This is a genomic window from Clostridium sp. CS001, from assembly GCF_020443565.1.
GTDB lineage: Bacteria > Bacillota > Clostridia > Clostridiales > Clostridiaceae > Clostridium_AD.
This window is the reverse complement of sequence record NZ_JAIZZN010000003.1, coordinates 24,887-43,054: the sequence shown is the minus strand read 5'-3', so window position 1 is coordinate 43,054 and position 18,168 is coordinate 24,887. Positions and strand designations below refer to the sequence as shown.

Annotated in this window: 22 protein-coding genes; 1 reads left to right on the top strand and 21 read right to left on the bottom strand. The window is 31.6% G+C overall.

The features are described from left to right. Window positions 1-12 precede the first annotated feature (12 nt). Window positions 13-1,314: a D-alanyl-D-alanine carboxypeptidase family protein gene (locus tag LGK97_RS03080; protein ID WP_226258275.1), complete on the top strand. Its 1,302-nt coding sequence runs from the start codon at window positions 13-15 to the stop codon at window positions 1,312-1,314. A 65-nt stretch (window positions 1,315-1,379) separates the two neighbouring features. Here the strand turns inward: LGK97_RS03080 and LGK97_RS03075 are convergent, their stop codons facing one another. The 21 genes from LGK97_RS03075 to minC form a co-directional block, all read right to left on the bottom strand. Continuing rightward, window positions 1,380-2,303: an RluA family pseudouridine synthase gene (locus LGK97_RS03075; RefSeq protein WP_226258274.1), complete on the bottom strand. Its 924-nt coding sequence runs from the start codon at window positions 2,301-2,303 to the stop codon at window positions 1,380-1,382. A gap of 146 nt (window positions 2,304-2,449) precedes the next feature. Further along, window positions 2,450-2,833: a RidA family protein gene (locus LGK97_RS03070; RefSeq protein WP_226258273.1), complete on the bottom strand. Its 384-nt coding sequence runs from the start codon at window positions 2,831-2,833 to the stop codon at window positions 2,450-2,452. A 74-nt stretch (window positions 2,834-2,907) separates the two neighbouring features. Beyond that, window positions 2,908-4,167, bottom strand: coding sequence for an LCP family protein (locus LGK97_RS03065; protein WP_226258272.1), 1,260 nt, complete (start codon window positions 4,165-4,167; stop codon window positions 2,908-2,910). A 4-nt stretch (window positions 4,168-4,171) separates the two neighbouring features. After that, complete coding sequence (gene yqeK / locus LGK97_RS03060; RefSeq protein ID WP_226258271.1) at window positions 4,172-4,744, bottom strand: bis(5'-nucleosyl)-tetraphosphatase (symmetrical) YqeK; 573 nt, start codon at window positions 4,742-4,744, stop codon at window positions 4,172-4,174. Window positions 4,745-4,798: 54 nt separating this feature from the next. Next, a complete protein-coding gene (gene nadD / locus LGK97_RS03055; RefSeq protein WP_226258270.1) occupies window positions 4,799-5,437 on the bottom strand; it encodes a nicotinate-nucleotide adenylyltransferase in 639 nt (212 codons plus the stop codon). A 291-nt stretch (window positions 5,438-5,728) separates the two neighbouring features. Next, a complete protein-coding gene (yhbY, locus tag LGK97_RS03050; RefSeq protein ID WP_226258269.1) occupies window positions 5,729-6,019 on the bottom strand; it encodes a ribosome assembly RNA-binding protein YhbY in 291 nt (96 codons plus the stop codon). A 52-nt stretch (window positions 6,020-6,071) separates the two neighbouring features. After that, window positions 6,072-7,355, bottom strand: coding sequence for a GTPase ObgE (obgE, locus tag LGK97_RS03045; RefSeq protein ID WP_226258268.1), 1,284 nt, complete (start codon window positions 7,353-7,355; stop codon window positions 6,072-6,074). A gap of 91 nt (window positions 7,356-7,446) precedes the next feature. After that, entirely contained in the window at window positions 7,447-7,983 is a 537-nt protein-coding gene (locus tag LGK97_RS03040) for a Spo0B domain-containing protein (RefSeq protein WP_226258267.1), read from the bottom strand. A gap of 53 nt (window positions 7,984-8,036) precedes the next feature. After that, window positions 8,037-8,348, bottom strand: a complete 312-nt coding sequence (gene rpmA, locus LGK97_RS03035; RefSeq protein ID WP_226258266.1) for a 50S ribosomal protein L27 — start codon at window positions 8,346-8,348, stop codon at window positions 8,037-8,039. A 4-nt stretch (window positions 8,349-8,352) separates the two neighbouring features. Then, complete coding sequence (locus tag LGK97_RS03030; protein WP_226258265.1) at window positions 8,353-8,685, bottom strand: ribosomal-processing cysteine protease Prp; 333 nt, start codon at window positions 8,683-8,685, stop codon at window positions 8,353-8,355. A gap of 2 nt (window positions 8,686-8,687) precedes the next feature. Beyond that, a complete protein-coding gene (gene rplU, locus LGK97_RS03025) occupies window positions 8,688-8,999 on the bottom strand; it encodes a 50S ribosomal protein L21 (protein WP_226258264.1) in 312 nt (103 codons plus the stop codon). A 155-nt stretch (window positions 9,000-9,154) separates the two neighbouring features. Next, a complete protein-coding gene (locus LGK97_RS03020) occupies window positions 9,155-10,597 on the bottom strand; it encodes a ribonuclease E/G (protein WP_226258263.1) in 1,443 nt (480 codons plus the stop codon). A 28-nt stretch (window positions 10,598-10,625) separates the two neighbouring features. Further along, window positions 10,626-11,372, bottom strand: coding sequence for a TIGR03936 family radical SAM-associated protein (locus tag LGK97_RS03015; RefSeq protein WP_226258262.1), 747 nt, complete (start codon window positions 11,370-11,372; stop codon window positions 10,626-10,628). Beyond that, on the bottom strand, window positions 11,323-13,176 hold the full coding sequence (locus LGK97_RS03010; protein WP_226258261.1) for a TIGR03960 family B12-binding radical SAM protein: 1,854 nt from the start codon (window positions 13,174-13,176) through the stop codon (window positions 11,323-11,325). Before LGK97_RS03010 ends, LGK97_RS03015 begins: the two co-directional genes overlap by 50 nt. A gap of 208 nt (window positions 13,177-13,384) precedes the next feature. Continuing rightward, window positions 13,385-14,233: a M50 family metallopeptidase gene (locus tag LGK97_RS03005; RefSeq protein WP_226258260.1), complete on the bottom strand. Its 849-nt coding sequence runs from the start codon at window positions 14,231-14,233 to the stop codon at window positions 13,385-13,387. A gap of 20 nt (window positions 14,234-14,253) precedes the next feature. Continuing rightward, on the bottom strand, window positions 14,254-14,646 hold the full coding sequence (locus tag LGK97_RS03000) for an endopeptidase (RefSeq protein WP_226258259.1): 393 nt from the start codon (window positions 14,644-14,646) through the stop codon (window positions 14,254-14,256). A 150-nt stretch (window positions 14,647-14,796) separates the two neighbouring features. Beyond that, window positions 14,797-15,168, bottom strand: a complete 372-nt coding sequence (gene mgsA, locus LGK97_RS02995) for a methylglyoxal synthase (protein ID WP_226258258.1) — start codon at window positions 15,166-15,168, stop codon at window positions 14,797-14,799. A gap of 59 nt (window positions 15,169-15,227) precedes the next feature. Continuing rightward, the gene (gene rodA, locus LGK97_RS02990) at window positions 15,228-16,340 is read right to left on the bottom strand and encodes a rod shape-determining protein RodA (RefSeq protein WP_413228414.1); all 1,113 of its coding nucleotides are present in this window, start codon (window positions 16,338-16,340) and stop codon (window positions 15,228-15,230) included. Between the two features lie 93 nt (window positions 16,341-16,433). Then, on the bottom strand, window positions 16,434-16,697 hold the full coding sequence (gene minE, locus LGK97_RS02985; protein ID WP_226258256.1) for a cell division topological specificity factor MinE: 264 nt from the start codon (window positions 16,695-16,697) through the stop codon (window positions 16,434-16,436). A gap of 12 nt (window positions 16,698-16,709) precedes the next feature. Beyond that, complete coding sequence (gene minD, locus LGK97_RS02980; protein WP_226258255.1) at window positions 16,710-17,516, bottom strand: septum site-determining protein MinD; 807 nt, start codon at window positions 17,514-17,516, stop codon at window positions 16,710-16,712. Window positions 17,517-17,530: 14 nt separating this feature from the next. Beyond that, on the bottom strand, window positions 17,531-18,163 hold the full coding sequence (gene minC, locus LGK97_RS02975) for a septum site-determining protein MinC (protein ID WP_226258254.1): 633 nt from the start codon (window positions 18,161-18,163) through the stop codon (window positions 17,531-17,533). Between the last annotated feature and the right edge of the window lie 5 nt (window positions 18,164-18,168).

The following is an 18,168-nucleotide window of genomic DNA, read 5'->3' as shown; positions in this document are numbered from 1 at the left end:
GGGAGGTAATCTATGAAGAAGTTAATTTCAATAATACTTACGTCAATCTTTTTAATTTTTAATATATCCTCAGCAGTTAAAGCAAACGTAACTCCACCAGTGGCACCATCACCACCAACAGTATCAGCTGATAGCGTTGTTTTAATGGATGCTACTACCGGTAAAATACTTTACGAAAAAAATAAGAATTCTGCTTATCCACCGGCTTCTACCACTAAAATAATGACTGCACTTTTAGTCTTAGAGAATGATAAATTAGAAGATATGGTAACAGTAAGCAAAAATGCAGAAATGGCTGATGGTTCAAAAATATATATCTTTGAAGGCGAACAAATTTCTGTTAAAGAATTATTATATGGATTAATCCTTGCTTCTGCTAATGATTGTGCCATCGCCTTAGCAGAACACATAAGTGGTTCCACAGAAGAATTTGCAAAGCTTATGAATGAAAAGGCAAAGTCTTTAGGTTGCAAAAACACTAATTTCGTCAATCCCAATGGTCTATATGACGTTAATCATAAAACCTCAGCCTATGACTTAGCTTTAATTATGCAGGAACTTACTAAGCATGCTGAGTATAAGGAGATTTCAACAACTTCTTCATATATAATGGCACCAACAAATAAATCTTTAGAAAAACGTCCCCTATGGAATGGTAATAGATTAATACAACCTGGAGATTCCTACTATTATCAGGGTTGTGAAGGTGGAAAAACAGGTTATACCATCCAATCACAGCATTCCTTTATTGCAGTAGCTTCTAGAAATGGTCAGAAACTTATAGTATCACTTATACATGACTCTGTAAAAACCTTTTTCCCAGACAGTAGAAAGCTATTTGATTATGGGTTCAAAAACTTTGAGTTATCTAAGTTTTTAAATAAAGATGATGTAGTATCCAATTTAACTTTAGAAGATGGTACTGTGATTCCTCTTCTTGCATCGAAAGATTTTTATGTTGTTAAAGCTAAAAACTCAACTTTAACTCCAGTAATTAATCCACAGAAAAATAATTTAGATATCTCAGCTATTAATAAGGGTGACATAATAAGTAATACCGTAATTACCTGTGGCGAGGACTCCTATAATTTACCTCTTTCTAGTGGATTAGATTATAATAAAAGCAGCTTGTCTCGTGGCAATATATTTCCAGGAAATAATTTAAATACTTCAAAAAACTCTTCACTTTTAATAAACACAATAAAATATCTTGCTATTATCCTTGCATTATTCATTGTTTTTATGAGAGTGAAAAAAGTAAGAAGAAGAAGAAAACTTAGGAAAGCTATAAGCAAATTAAATGACAAATACTAATATATAGAAAACACCAGGAATAATAAAATGTAGCCTATAGGATACATTTTATAACCTGGTGTTTTTTATATATTGCTTTCTGCTTTTAGTTTGAGTTCCAATTCCTTCATATCCTCAGGTAGTTCTGTCATAAGTATAAGTTCCTCACCGGTTCTTGGATGTGGAATAATTAACTTATATGCATGTAGTGCCTGCCTATCAATATATTGACTTTCGCTAGTTCCATAAAGACTATCTCCGTAAATCGGATGCCCAATATGACTTAAATGAACACGAATTTGATGTGTTCTACCAGTCTCTAAGGTAACCTTTACTAAATCAGCATTTTTAAAAGATTCCATAACTTCATAATGAGTTACACTTCTTTGACCATTTTCACAGACTTCCCTCTTTATACTTTCTTCATCAAGCTTACCAATTGGTAAATCAATAGTACCCAACTTTTCCTTCATATTACCATGGACAATAGCCATATAACTCTTCTCAAAAGTTTTAGCATGCAAGTCTTTATCTTGCATGTCTCTAGCCAAGGCCATATGAGAAAATTGATTTTTTGCAATTATTATAAGACCTGAAGTATCCATGTCAAGCCTACTTACTAACCTAACAATGCATTTTTCACCTTTTTCTTTGAAATAATATAAAACTCCATTTGCAAGGGTTCCAAATGGATATCCTCTAGTAGGATGAACCACCATACCTGGCCTCTTATTTATTACAATAATATCTACATCCTCGTATACCACTTCAAGATCCATTTTTTCTGGTTCAATATTTTGATGTTCTTCTTTCTTCATATCGATTTCTATCTTGTCATTTGAGTTTATTCTATGGTTTAGTTTAGCGACTTTATTATTTACACTTATCTTTCCACTAATCCCTGAACTCTTTATAAATCTGCTAGATAGGTTCTCTGTAAACTTCAAGTAATCTCTTAGCTTTACTTCAGTAATATTTTCTCCAACTACATAGGTTAATTTATTATTCATGTTGCACCTCATTTTCCAACTGTTCATATTTTTTTATATTTTCCCCTTAATTCATTTAGGGATGCACTAAACTATAAAAAACCTCGAGTTACTACCCGAGGTCTTATAATGCATTTTAAAAAACAATTAGCAAATATGCTAATATATTATTCAACTATAGCTATTACTTCTATTTCTATTAATGCATCCTTAGGAAGCTTTCCTGCTTGAACACAAGATCTAGCTGGTGGATTTGTGCTGAAATACTTTGCATATACTTCATTCATATCTGCAAAATCATTCATATCCTTTAGGAATACTAAAGTTTTTACTACCTTATCTAATGTAGTACCAGCTTCTGCTAGTATTGCCTTTACATTATCTAAGGATTGCGCTGTTGCCTTTTTTATATCGTCATTTATAAATTCTCCAGTAGCTGAATTTATTGCTAATTGTCCTGAAGTATACAATAAGTTACCAACCTTTACTGCTTGAGAATATGGTCCTATTGCTGCTGGTGCATTCGTAGTGCTTATAATTTGTTTTTCCACTTTCTTCTCCTCCTCATAATTATTAATATTTATAGATTCAAATTAATATTAATAAATTTAAAATATTAAAAAAACTATTTAATGTATTCATGGTCTTCGCCTAATATAACTATCATATCAAAGTTATCCTTTGTTGGCAATAAAAACTCAATGTTGTCTATTTTAAAGTCTTTTTTTAGATCTTCTTCAATCTCTTTATCACCTTTATATACCTCAATCTTAGTCTTACTAGTAGCTGGTCCATTCTCCGTAGTCACTTTACTATAACCCTTTTCTGCAAGGAATTCTTTGAAATCGCTTGCTAGGCCTGGTTTTTTAGTCCCGTTGATTACTTTTATATTAAGATTTGATTTGTCAATAAATTTCACATTGCTATCTTGTAATTTTGAGACAATCTCTTTATTTTGATCTTCATCATATATTAAATATGATATACCTGATATATATTTTGCATCTCCTTTGAGTGTATCCATAGAAAGTTTATCCCTTCCTATACTAGCAAATATGTATCCGTACTTCATTATCTCACTGCCATCCATGTTAACCTCAACGTAGTCCTGAATTGCTGATAAAATACCTGGAATTTTAAGTACTATAAGAGGATTTTTCACTTTATCCATGACTTTTCCAATAAACATATGTTGATTTTCTATTCTTCCTAAATCACCATCTTGGAAACCAGTACCATCATTATTTTTTCTCCACCTAAAGAATTCCTCAGCTTTTTTTCCATCTAAATGCACTGTTGTGTCTTTTTTAAAATGAATACTCAAGTTTTGCGTAGGATCATCATAATTCATGTTTCTCGTTATATCCATATCAATTCCACCAATAGCATCAATTACTTTTCTGAATCCCTCATAATCAACTTTGCCATAGTAATCAATTTTGATACTTAATAACTTTTCTACAGCAGCAACTGCATATTTTACTCCCCCAATTGCATGGGCAGCATTAATTTTTTGATTTTTACCATTTATATTAATTAATATATCTCTAGGTATAGAAACTAAATTAATCTTACCATCTTCCGCATTATAATGTGCCACTATAAGTGTATCCGTCCTCTTAGGATCATTAGCATTTACACTGCCTGGAGTTCCTACATCTACACCCATAATTAATATGTTACAAGATTTTCCTGTCTTTTTTATTTGTTCTATATCCTTACTGCTTAAATTTGATGATAAGTCTACAGCATTATTGTTAAAATTAGACAAGTAAAAATAAAAATAAGCAAAAATTAATGCAAAGGATATCACCACAAAGGTGATAGTAACTGTGGCAAATCTTTTATAATTTACTATTTTTTTTCGTTTTCTTTCTTTTTTCATGCTCTCACCTACTATGCTTGCTTAATAAATAATTTCTTGCATGTATTGTATCTGTATGCAATAATCCATTTTGACTTATTACATATTTTATTGAATTTTCTAGTGACCGTACTACTGCTTCATCTAAATCTACATTGCTTAAATTTCTCAACTTTTCTACTTCATCAAATGTTCTTAATGGCTCTATGTAATCAGCAACGTATATTATTTTTTCTAAAACACTCATATCTTTTCTGCCTGTAGTGTGATATCTAATGGCCATGAGCATATCCTCATCTTCAATTCCCATTTCTTCTTTAGCTATTATACTAGCCACATAACCATGTAAAATAGATGGATTACTTATGCATACTTCATCTATTTGCATTCCAGAAGTTCTAGCCACCTTTATAAGTTCTTCATCCTTCATACACTTAGCACAATCATGTACTAAACCTGAAATTCGAGCTTTTTCTATGTTCTCTCCATATTTTACGGCTAGTAAAACTGCTGTTTCACTAACATTTAGACTATGCTTTAATTTATTTTCACTTAAGTTTTTATACAAATAATCAAGCATTTGTTTCTCATTCCACATATAAGCCCTCCTAGTATTCCTATAATATAGTGAATAACCGTTGATTGTTTTTTCCTATTTATAAATATGAAACTTATGAATAAGTTCCTCTGTACCCCTAGGAAGGAGATAATCAATATTCCTACCTTTTTTTATACTATCTCTAATGCCTGTTGAAGATACATCAATAATTGGCATATCCAGAAAGATTATTTCTTTATTGAACTTTTGCTCTATATATCTCTTTTGATTTAAAATTTCTTCTATGGAAAACCCTGCCCTATTATAAGCAATAATTCTGCAGCTACTTAATAGTCTATCTATGTTCTTCCAATTGCACAGGTCCATTAAACTGTCAACTCCAATTAGAAAATACCACTCTGTAGTCGGTTCCATTTTGCTAAAAAACTCAACAGTTTCATAAGTATAGCTTTTTTCTTTTTTATTTATTTCATAACTACTTATTTCAAAATATGGCTCTTTCACAACTGCCATTTTAACTAGCTCATATCTAGTTTGAGCATCAGTAATTTTTTTACCCGTTTTATTGGGTGGATTTCCTGCTGGCATAAATATAACTTTATCCAAATGTATATTGTACAATGCTTCATAGGCAATATGAACGTGACCTATGTGAATTGGATCGAAAGTCCCTCCAAAAATAGCCTTTTTCACTGTATCACCTTCTTTATAATATAATCTAAAGTAAATCATATAATCTAAGTCATCTTTTAAATCATCACCTGTGGTGCTGTAATATTAACGACTTCAGAAGGAGATTTACCTTCTGAAATATCGTTAAATCATCACCTGCGGTGCTGCAATATTAACAACTTTGGAAGCAGATTTAGACTGCCACCAAAGTAACTTTTCTGGGCTAGGCAACTGCCACTTATAGAAGATGGCAGACTTGAAGCTTCCAAAATGTTGTTAAAGAAGCCTTGGAAAATAATAACACAGAATATAATTTTCTATAGAGGAAAAAGCATGTAAACTTACATGCTTTTATGGTAATTCAATTTTGGGCTTTTTAAAAGATCTTTTATATAATACACATTTGTTGCCGATAGCTTGAACTCCCTGTGCATCTATTTTCTCGCAAATTATATCTGAAGCTTCCCTAGCAGTTAGTCCACTATTATTTAGAACTTTAATTTTAATAAGCTCTCTAGATTCTAGCGCATCTTCTACCTGTTTTAAAAAGTTTTCTTCTATACCAGCCTTTCCAACTTGAAATATTGGCTGTAATGGATTTGCAATAGTTCTTAAATAACTTCTTTGTTTACTTGTAATCATAATATCCTCCTTACTACATTCTTATAAGATAATAATTTTCATTCATTACCTTTTATAATAAGAATTCAAATTCAAAGTTTTGTAGTTTTACTAAATCACCGTCTTGAACTCCCTTTTCAACTAATGCATCAAATACTCCCTTATTTTTTAATACTTTGTGGAAATATTTAAGTGAATCTGGTTCGTTTACATTAACAGCACTTAGTAATCTGTCAACAAATGTTCCTTCAACAACAAAAGTTCCTTCTTCGTTCACAGTAATAGTGTATGTAAATCTCTTTTGTTCTACTATGAATTTTTCATCATCACTTATTACTAGTTCTGTAACTGGAATGGTAGATAACATCCTAGCTGCTTCTTTCATAAGTTCTTCAAGACCTTGATTTGTAGCTGCTGATATTTTAAATATCTTACTATCATCATATCCCATTTCATTTAATTTCTTCTTAAAGTTTACGAAGACTTCATCATCAAATAGCATATCACTCTTGTTGGCTGCTATTATCTGTGGTCTATCCCATAATTTAATGTCGTATTTCTTAAGTTCTGCATTTATCTTTATAAAGTCATCTACAGGGTCTCTTCCTTCGATTCCTGAAATATCAACTACATGAATAAGCATTCTAGTTCTTTCGATATGTCTTAAGAAATCTATTCCAAGACCTACCCCTTCAGCAGCTCCTTCAATTATTCCCGGTATATCAGCCATAACAAAACTTTGTATACCCTTCACACTTACTACTCCTAAACTTGGTTTTAAAGTAGTAAAATGATAGTTAGCTATTTTAGGCGTTGCTTTTGATACTACTGAGAGCAATGTTGACTTACCTACATTAGGAAATCCTAGTAGTCCAACATCAGCTAAAAGCTTAAGTTCAAGCTTAATCCATCTTTCTTCTCCTGGCATTCCAGGTTCAGCAAAAGTTGGTGCCTGTCTTGTAGGTGTACAAAACTTAACATTACCTTTTCCACCATTTCCTGCTTTACAAACTAAATAGGTTTGACCCTCATGTGATAAATCACACATTATTTTGTCTGTTTCCACATCTCTTACAATTGTACCCATTGGAACTTTAACATACAGATCTTCTCCAGCTTTTCCATAACATTTAGAGCCTGAACCTTGAACTCCACCCTTTGCTATGAACTTTCTTGCATATGAAAAGTCTAAGAGAGTAGTCATGCTAGGATCAACTACCAATATTACATTTCCACCATCTCCACCGTCTCCACCATCTGGTCCACCAAGTGGCATATATTTTTCTCTTCTAAATGAAACGGCTCCACTTCCACCGTCTCCTGATTTAACAAAAATTTTGGCTGTATCAATAAACATATATTTCACCTTACCTTAACGCATTTTCTATTTTTAAAAATTTAAAATCTATTAATTAAATCATCGTTTGCAGTGCTGCAATATTAATGACTTAGAATATCAACCTATAAGCTATATTGTTATCAAAATCACATCTATAAACTTTAAAATCATCTATTTCTATATCTATCTTTTGCCACTCATCCATCCAGCTTATTTCATCTGCCATGGCTTCATTATTAGTAACAAGTAAGCTCTCACCTAACTCATCTTCAAATATATAAATATAAACAAATTTCTGATTAGTATCTTCTATTTCCATAAATATAGTATTAACCAAATCACTTTTTTTATTGTACTCATTTTTAAATATTTTATTTTTAAATTCAGCAATTTCAATATCTACTTCTACTTTTATTTCATTTGCCCATAATCTCTTAATATTATTCTCAAGGCATAGTGAAAAACCATTATCTTGTAACCTATAAACTTCACTAATGATTTCATTTTCCTTAGATAATCTATCTATGTATTCTAAAGCACTTTGAGGTCTCATCATTTGCAAATATCCATATACAACTTGCAGATCATTCATAAAATCATGTCTTTGTTTTCTAAGTAAGCTTATATAATTTTCTAATTCACTCATAATCATCCTCCGAAAGAGAATTTTAAAAAAGCACCCTTTAAGGGTGCCTTAAACTATTCAGCCATTGCAATTGCTTCTACTTCTAAGTCAACAGGATAAACGCTTGCTTTTTTCTTAGTTTTTCCCATTCTTTCGAATTTAACAACTCCATCAACTTTAGCAAAAAGAGTATCATCTCCACCAATCCCAACATTAGTTCCTGGATGGATTTTTGTTCCTCTTTGTCTTACTAAAATATTACCTGCAAGAACGAATTGACCGTCTGCACGCTTAGTTCCAAGTCTCTTAGATTCACTATCTCTACCGTTTCTTGAGCTACCTACTCCTTTTTTGTGAGCAAATAACTGAAGGTTCATAACTAGCATGGTATTACACCTCCTTCGTTTCTACTTTTATATTATAACTATTACTAATTTCTATACTTTTAAGTCCAAATATCATTGTTTCAAGTAAAACTTGACATCTTTCGATATCTTCTAAAGTTTGATTTTCTAAATTTAAATTCAGAAATCCATCCTCTATATCGTACTTTGCCTTAATCTTCAAAACTTCCTCAATACCAATTACTATAGTTTGAGAAATTGCTGAAATAGCAGCACAAATTAAATCTACATCTAACTTTGCTTCCTTTGGCATAGCATGACCTTTCATTTTAAAAGAAACTATATTACCAGCACTTCGGACAAATTCAACTTTTACCATAATTAAGCTTCAATCTTCTCGATTTGAATCTTAGTATATGCTTGTCTGTGTCCTTGTTTCTTTCTGTAATCTTTCTTTCTCTTAAACTTGAAAACTATAATCTTTTTAGCTTTTCCTTGTGCTAAAACCTTAGCAACAACTTTTGCTCCCTCAACTACAGGTTTTCCAACTATTAATCCATCTTCCTTGCCTAGTGCAAGTATTTCATTTAATTCAACAGTTGTTTCAACTTCAGCATCCAATTTCTCAACGAATAAAACGTCTCCTTCTTGAACTCTGTATTGCTTTCCACCAGTAACTAAAACTGCGTACATAAAATACACCTCCTCAATCCAGTCTCGCCATCCCAGGTACATACTCTTATGTAAAATGTAAATCTGCTTTTTTATAAGCAAGTATGTTTTACAACCTTGTGTGTGCGGTCTACAAAAGCCATTTTAACATATTTCTATATGTTTGTAAAGCATATTTACCCATATATCTTATATGTCTGCAAATTTCTTATTTGATTTGCGAAAATTAGAGATTCTACTTTGAACTTTTCTAAGTGAGGAATAAAGTTCACATAGATCTTATTTTCTAATGCTCCTATGAGCCTAGCAAACCCTAAAACATCTTCCATAATATCTTTTTTATAGATTTGGTCAATTTCAATATATATATCCTTTATACCTTGCTCTTTATGGATCTTTAAAATTTCATTTTTAATTAGAAACTGAATATAGGATAATTTAACTCTACTACTTTTTCCACCGCATTGTTTACAAGGCTCTTCAATAAATTCGTATATTGATTTTCCTCTTCTACGTCTTGCAATTTGAACCAAACTAAGCTCAGTAAAAGGATAAATTACAGTCTTATTTTTATCATCTGCAAAGCCTGCTTTTAGCGTATCTACTATATTGCCACGAACCTTAGTGTCCTCAATATCAATAAAATCAATTATAATTATCCCACTTAAGTTTCGGAGCCTTATTTGTCTTGCAATTTCTTCTGCTGCTTCAATATTAGTGCTTTGAGCAGTTTTTTGTAGCGAACGACTCTTTATATTTTTACCAGAATTAATGTCAATTACATACATAGCCTCCGTTTTATCAATTACAATATTCCCTCCACACTTTAAAGGAATTCTATGATTGCGAAGACTAAGTATTTCTTTTTCTATTCCATAATAGTCAAAAAGCATTCTACTTTCATTATGAAGTTCAACTTGAACTTTGATATCTTTTCGTTTTTCCGTACTCTTTTTTGCATACAGGAAATCATCTTCATTATTTAGTATTATTTTAAGCGTATTCTTATCTAAAATATCACGCAAGGTTCTGTTTAAAGCACCAACATCACTAAACAATAAAATGGGATTTCTTGAATACTCAGCACGATTTGTTAAAGATTTATATATCTCATATAAATCTTTAACTTCATCATTAAGAACATCAATATCCACATTAACAGCATTAGTTCTAATCATTACCCCTATATCTTCCGGTTTGATTAATTGACTTGCTACCATATCTTCAAAATATCTATTGTTTATTTTTTTAGAAAAGCTTATGTCTTTATTAATATTTACAATAACAGAATATGTACCAGGAATACCAAAAGCACTAGTAACCTTTGCTCCTTTTTTGTCTATTTCTTCTTTTAAAACTTCAACTATAATTTCTTCGCCTTTTTTTATCTTAGTATTATTAAACTTTTCATCAAGATACATATAACAATCCTTATTATGCCCAATATCTATAAAAGCACATTTAATGGCTGGAACGATATTCTTTACCACGCCTTTATATATTTCTCCAGGAACAGGTCCATTATATTCCTCTTCTATAAAGCATTCTTTTAGTTTGTTATTTTCCTTAATAGCCACTCTTAAAAATTCATCTTGTCTTTCGATATATATTTCTTTCACTGTAACCCACTCCTATTTTACTATTTTTTTAGAAAAATTGGCTGAGAGTGACTAATTTATCATCTTTATATGCATACATTTCTTCCCGCTCAATATTTACAAAAGCTTCTTTATTAATAGATTCTATATTTTCTTTCATATAGTCTGCTATTAATCCTGCTGATAAATTTGCTCTACTTCCACAAGCAATAAGTGCTGTGATACTAATTTCCGCTTCTCCAACTTTGCAACTACTTACCTCATAATTAAATTCATGAATTAAAGTTTTTATATTAACTACTTTTTCTCCACTTTTGCTTTTTTTAACAATGTTCCACTCTGGAAACTTACAAACATCTTCCAAGGCTTTTTGAAGCCCGTCTTCCCTTGTGCATTTCAATTTAATTGTATATTTTGCAGCATCAATAATTGCCATGGCCTGTGCCTGCTTTTTCCCATCTACTGGGATGACTTTTACTACATCTAAAATTTTAATGCCTCGTGGCGTGTTTTCATTCATCTTATTTCTGATATATTCTTCTTCGATCTCTTCACTTAACACTACATCCATATATTCACCCTTAGAATATACTCCTACAGACAATGGCTGAGCAATGGATACTGCCATGTGAGGATTGAACCCATTTGAATATTCTATTGGAAGTTCTGATCTTTTAATTATCTTTTGCAGTGTTCTCATTAAATCTAAGTGAGCAATAAATTTAATCTCACTGTCTTTAGTATATTTAATTAAATAACGCACCGTTAAAACACGTCCCTTCTTTAAAGTTAACATTTACACCACAGTCTGTACAGCCTAGTTTGCAATTTTGAGTTAACTCAACTTTTTTAGCTTTTTCATTCTCTGAAATTAAGTATTCCTTATTCACTCCAATATCTATGAAATCCCAAGGAAGTACTTCGGCGTAACTTCTCTCTCTGTAAGCATAGAACTCACCAGAAACTCCACATTCCTCCATGGCCTCTTTCCATAGTTCAAAATTAAAGTACTCAGACCAACCATCGAATTTTGCACCTTTTTCAAAAGCCTTTATTATAACATCACAAACTCTTCTGTCTCCTCTGGCAATAACTGCCTCCAGATAAGAAACTATAGAGTCATGATAATTGTATGAAACCGCCTTACTTGTTATAGCATATTTAACTGCTTTTATCTTTTCTACTGCTTCTTCCATAGTGCTTTGTGGTGCCCATTGGAAAGGTGTGAAAGGTTTTGGTACAAATATAGCTGTACTGCTATTAACCCTAAGACCTCTTTTTCGGACATCCTTAGGAATCTTAAAGTATTCTTCTACAACCTTATCTGATAACTCTGCAATACCGCGTACATCTTCCATAGTTTCATAAGGAAGTCCTATCATAAAGTAAAGCTTTAAAGTTGACCAACCTGAAGCAAAAGCACTACTTGCAGCTTCTAGTATTTTCTCTTCTGTAACACCTTTGTTTATAACATCCCTCATTCTTTGCGTTCCTGCTTCTGGTGCAAAAGTTAAGCCAGTTCGCTTTACCTTTTGTATTTCCTTGATCAAATCCACAGAAAAAGAATCTATTCTAATAGATGGAAGGGATATACTAACTTTGTCCCCTTTATATTTTTCTATAAGTGTAGCTATAAGGTTTTGTATATCTGAATAATCGCAAATACTCAAAGAACTTAAAGATATTTCTCTATATCCTGTACTTTTTAATAATTGATCCGCTGCTTCCAAAAGATTGGCGGTGCTTTTTTCTCTTACTGGTCTGTATATCATTCCAGCTTGACAAAATCTACATCCATTTGTGCAGCCTCTAAAGGTCTCTAATATTACCCTATCGTGAACTATATCAATATATGGAACTACCATTTCCTCTGGGAATGCAACCTCATCAAGATTTGTTACAAATCTCTTCACAACTCTACTAGGAACATCATCATATTTTGGTTTAAATTCTTTAATGGTATTATCTTCATTGTAAGACACTTCATATAATGAAGGTACATATACCCCTCTTATTTTAGATATCTCTCTTAAAAATTCCTTTTTAGCACCTTTTCCTTTGTACTTTTTGTAAACATCTAGCACATCATTCATTATTTCTTCGCCTTCTCCAAGTTCAAAGAAATCCACAATATCATGTAATGGCTCTGGGTTATAGGCACAAGGTCCACCAGCCATTATTATAGGCTCATCTTCACCCCTTTGAGATGCTCTTAACTTTATACCAGACATATCAAGCATGTTTAATATATTTGTATAGCTCATCTCATATTGTAGCGTAAATCCTAAAAAATCAAATTCCTTTAAGGAATCTTTGCTCTCTAATGTATATAATGATATATTGTTTTCTCTCATTTCCTTTTCCATGTCTGGCCAAGGAGCAAACGCCCTTTCACAGTAAGTATCGGTTCTAGCATTTAAAACATGATAAAGTATTCTACTTCCTAAATGTGACATACCTACCTCATACACATCTGGGAAACAAAATGCAAATCTTATATCAACTTTGTCTATATCTTTATAGCAACAATTTAATTCTCCACCTACGTATCTGGCAGGTTTTTCAACCTTAAATAAGATATCATCGGAAATTTTATTCATGGAAATTCCTCCTCACTTTTTATCTAGGGTAGATAATAATTATTCTTTTTATCCACCTACGTTTATTACATTATTTCATTTTAACACAGGAAGGTTAAATCTCAAAATTAAAAATAATCATAGGCACCTCAAATAAAATAACAAGCTATAATATGTTAGCCTAATATAGGCCATCATACCGCCAGTTTTCTTTTTAAGGCGCCTAATCTTATGAATTTTTAACATGAATGTAATCGCTCAAACTTATATTCCCATAAGTTTTTATGGCATTAAGTATTTCATCTTCATACAAGGTTGCAAGCACACTCATATTTTCATCTAATACTGTAAATAAGTTGTATCTGTTCTTGTCAATTATGCCCAGTGCCTCTAATAAATCCATGTCGCAAAAAACGGATATACTTTTATTTTCTATATATCCTCTTTTTATAAATTTATATTTCTTTTTAATAATATAGCCCATAATCAAATATACTATCCCCTCCTTCTCTTTTATTGAAGATATCAGAATAAATATAGAAATTAAGCCCAAGTTGAAATTATTTTTATTAGAAGCTACACTTACAAAATATATAAACATAAGAATGCTTCCGATTACCATGCTCACCTTGATAGAAATTTCATTAGCTCTCTTATATATGGTTTTAATACTAAGTATATCCCTAAGCACCCTACCTCCATCTAAAGGAAATGCTGGTATAAGGTTGAAAATACCTATAGCTAAGTTGCTATTGCATATCAAACTTAAGTAATCCCTGTGAAATGCAATAAATAAAACATAAAAAATAACTGCTAATAATAAGTTTAGTAAAGGACCTGACAGAGAAATTATTATGTCTTCCTTAGGACTTGCTTCATCTAAATCCTTAACCTTAAGCACAGCACCTATGGGAAGTATTTCTATATCAAAACCTGAAAACCCCAAAATTCTAGCAGTTAAATAATGCATTAGTTCATGAATAAATACTAAAGCAAAAGCTATTATAATTTCCCCTTTAAATCCTAATATTATTAAGAAAATAACATACGGCAGAAATAACTTACTTATCTTTATCAATTAGTCCCCCACAGCAATTACTATAATTTTTCAGAGTTAACATTATTATTTATAATATTTTCATCAGAAATCGTGTTTCTAATTTTCTCTATAAAATTTACTGTAATTACTTCAATATCTTTAAATTTAATATCCCTAGCCTTATCTATTAATGCACCATAATCATATTGTTTATTTATTACTTCTTTAGAGTAATTATATACATATCGAGTTTTAGGTGTTACTACTACTTTACATAGGAGTACAAAAATAAACAAAACTAAAACACCAATAAGCTGCAGTGTTAACCTCTTCATGTAAAAATTCATTCTCCTACTTTGTTTGTTATTATCAAAAGCAGTATTCTTTCCACCTCTTTGTCTTTTAGCTAAACTATTATAATAGCTTTGATACTGCGCATTATAATTCCCCATTTTCTCCCCCTTTTAATAATGCTTTTACTATTTATATATATTTAAATCTGTTCGTTTATAGTACTAATTATAAGAAAAAGCTGCATATTCCAGGATAAAAAAATGAGCACTGCAAAATATGCAATGCTCATTAAAAATCCATTTGTTAATCTAATCTCTGTCTTTTAAACTTCTCATCAAAACTTCTGCCGTACCTAAATTGGTAGCAAGAGGAACACAATGTACATCACACAATCTAAGAAGTGCTGAAATATCTGGTTCATGAGCTTGTGCTGTAAGTGGATCCCTTAGGAAGATTATCATATCCATCTCACCTTGTGCAAGCTTTGCTCCAATTTGCTGATCTCCTCCTAGTGGCCCTGATAGAAATCTACTAACACTAAGTCCCACAACTTCATTTATTAATTTTCCTGTTGTTCCCGTTCCATATAACTCATGTTTCTTTAAAATATCCTTGTAACGTTTTGCAAAATCAATCATATCATCCTTTTTTTTATCATGTGCTACTAATGCTATTCTCATATTTTACCCCCTGTATAATTAATTTAATCATCACCTGCGGTGCTGCAATATTAACGACTTTAAAAGTTTATTTTCTTTTTCCTCATACCTACGTTTAATATAAGTCCCAGCGCAATGAAACTTGTTAAAAGCGAGCTCCCACCATAACTCATAAATTGCAGTGTTATACCTGTAATAGGCATAAGCCCTATTGTCATTCCTATGTTTTGCATTATTGAAAATAATAAATTTGAAATAAATCCTACACACATTACAGTTCCAAATATATCTTTAGATCCCTTTGTAATTTTTACTAATCGATATATGAGTATACCATATAATAATAACAAAAATAATGCACCAATAAGTCCCCATTCCTCTCCTAAAACCGCAAAAATAAAGTCTGTATGGTTTTCTGGGACATTCTGGAACTGAACTCCTTTTCCGAAACCCGCCCCAAAAATCTTTCCTGAACCTATGGCAATCTTTGATTGAATAACTTGAAGTCCATAGGTTAGTTCATATTGCTCAGGATTTAGGAACGATGTAAGTCTTCCCTTCCAATAAGGTTTCATAATTGGTGAATTCCAGACACCCACAATTAAGAGTACAATTGTAGTTATTCCTCCAATTACCACTTTGGAATTTAGCCCTATGCAATAAAATATTCCAAGGACTATAAAAAAACTAACCATTGTCATGCCCATATCAGGTTGAATAACAATTAATATCATTGGTATTGCTGCATAAAACATTAATTGAAACAGATTTCTAGGCTCATTAATTTTCCCTTCCATATCATCTAATTTCTTAGCCAGCATTATTATCATGCCAATCTTAGCAAATTCTGAAGGTTGTATCCCCAGACTACCCACTCTTATCCAAGAAGTCGCACCATTTGTAGTTGACCCCAAGACAAAATCACTAAGGGTTAAAAATATAACTCCTGCCCAATATATTAATACGGCGTAATTTTTAATTAAAATATAATCAAAAAGCAAAATGCCATACACCGTTATTAGCCCTATTATCATAAATATAATTTGCTTTTTAGGGTAGTAAAATACATGTTCCTTACCAGTGGCACTATAAATATTTATGCATCCAAAAATCACAATACAAATTGCAAATATAATTGCACTATAATCTAATTCTCTTAGAAGCTTCTTATTAAGCTTTAATTTCTGCAAAATTCTCATGTCTTAACCTCCATTTCAAATATGATTATATCATATGGAGAAAAAAAAGCCATGCATAAGTTGTTAATTACGCATAGCCTCACTTATTTATCTTCTGATTTTTTTAATAGGTATACTAGCTATTAAAGCTGGTGAATTTCCTTCATATTCATCCTTTGTTGTCAATCTAACTTCAACATCACCGCTTTCTATTTCTGCGTACTTTGAAATTACCTTTAGTATATCACTTTTAATCATTTCTAAAAAGTCAGGTTCGAAATCCGATCTATCATGTATTAAAATCAACTTTAATCTATCACTTGCAATGTCTTTCGAAAAAACCTTGCTAGAAAACATTTTAAATAAATCCATTACCGTGACCTCCTATATTCCCTTAAATATTTTTCTTAGAGAAGCAAAGAATCCTGTGTCGCCGCGTGATGATCCATCTAATGACGTATAGGCTACTTCCTCTCCCATTATTCTTCTAGCAATATCTTTAAACGCTATTCCTGCCAAGGACTTTTCATCTAGAACTATAGGTTCACCTTTATTTGTGGAAATAGTAACCTTCTTATCATCAGGCACAATTCCTATTAATTTAATTGCCAAGCATTCTATAATATCATCCACAGATAACATATCTCCATTTCTTGTCATCTCATAATTCATTCTATTTATTATAACCTCGTGTCTATCTAAACCTTTAGAATCTAATTTTCCAATTACCCTATCAGCATCCCTAATGGAAGTAAGTTCTGGGTTAACCACAATAATAGCCCTATCAGCTCCTACTACTGCATTTTCAAAACCTTGTTCTATTCCAGCTGGACAATCTATAATAACATAATCAAATTCTTCTTTTAACTCATTTACTAATAAAAGCATATCTTTTATATTAATATCATTTTTATCCCTTGTTTGAGCAGTTGGTAATAGATATAAATTATTGAATCTTTTATCTTTAATTAAAGCCTGTTTTAGCCTGCATCTCTTTTCAATAACATCAATTATTGTAAATACTACTCTATTCTCAAGCCCCATTAAAACATCAAGATTTCGAAGACCTGTATCTCCGTCAATAACTACCACTTTTTTATCCATAGCTGCAATTGCTGTTCCTATATTTGCTGTAGTTGTGGTTTTACCTACGCCTCCTTTACCAGAAGTTATAACTATCGCTTCTCCCATGTCCATTACCCCCATTAAATATATTTATTCTCTAAGTATGGTTCTACAATAATATTGCCATTTTTAATCTTTGCAACCTCAGGATACTGAGGCTTACTTTCTCCCTCTGGCGACCTTGTGACAATGCTTCCTATTTGCAAAATTTGAGGTTCTAGCTTAAATGCTGCAATTATAGCTTTCTCATTACCATTAGTGCCCGCATGTACAAGCCCCCTTAAAGTTCCAATCACAATTATATTCCCAGCAGCATATATTTCAGCTCCTGGATTTACATCTCCAACTATGACTATATTACCAGGATAATTTATACTTTGTCCACTTCTTATTGTTTTTCTAAGAAATTTTGTTTTCCCCTCATATATTCCAGTAAATACCTTAGCAGAAGTTTCATCTTGATCTTGAAAAATACAATCACTAATTAAAAATTCATCGAATAATATATCCTTTAGTTTTCTACTTTCCTTTTCATTTATGTATTTAAGTTCAGTAGTAATTTTTAAAGTACTCCCTTTATAAAATTTTCTTCCTTTTGAAAGCTTATCAATTAAAGACTCCAACATATCTTCAAAATCACTAAAATGATTCATATTTATAATTGCATTTAATCCTTCTTTGTTGCCTTTAATTATTATTTTATCTGTAACCATGATTT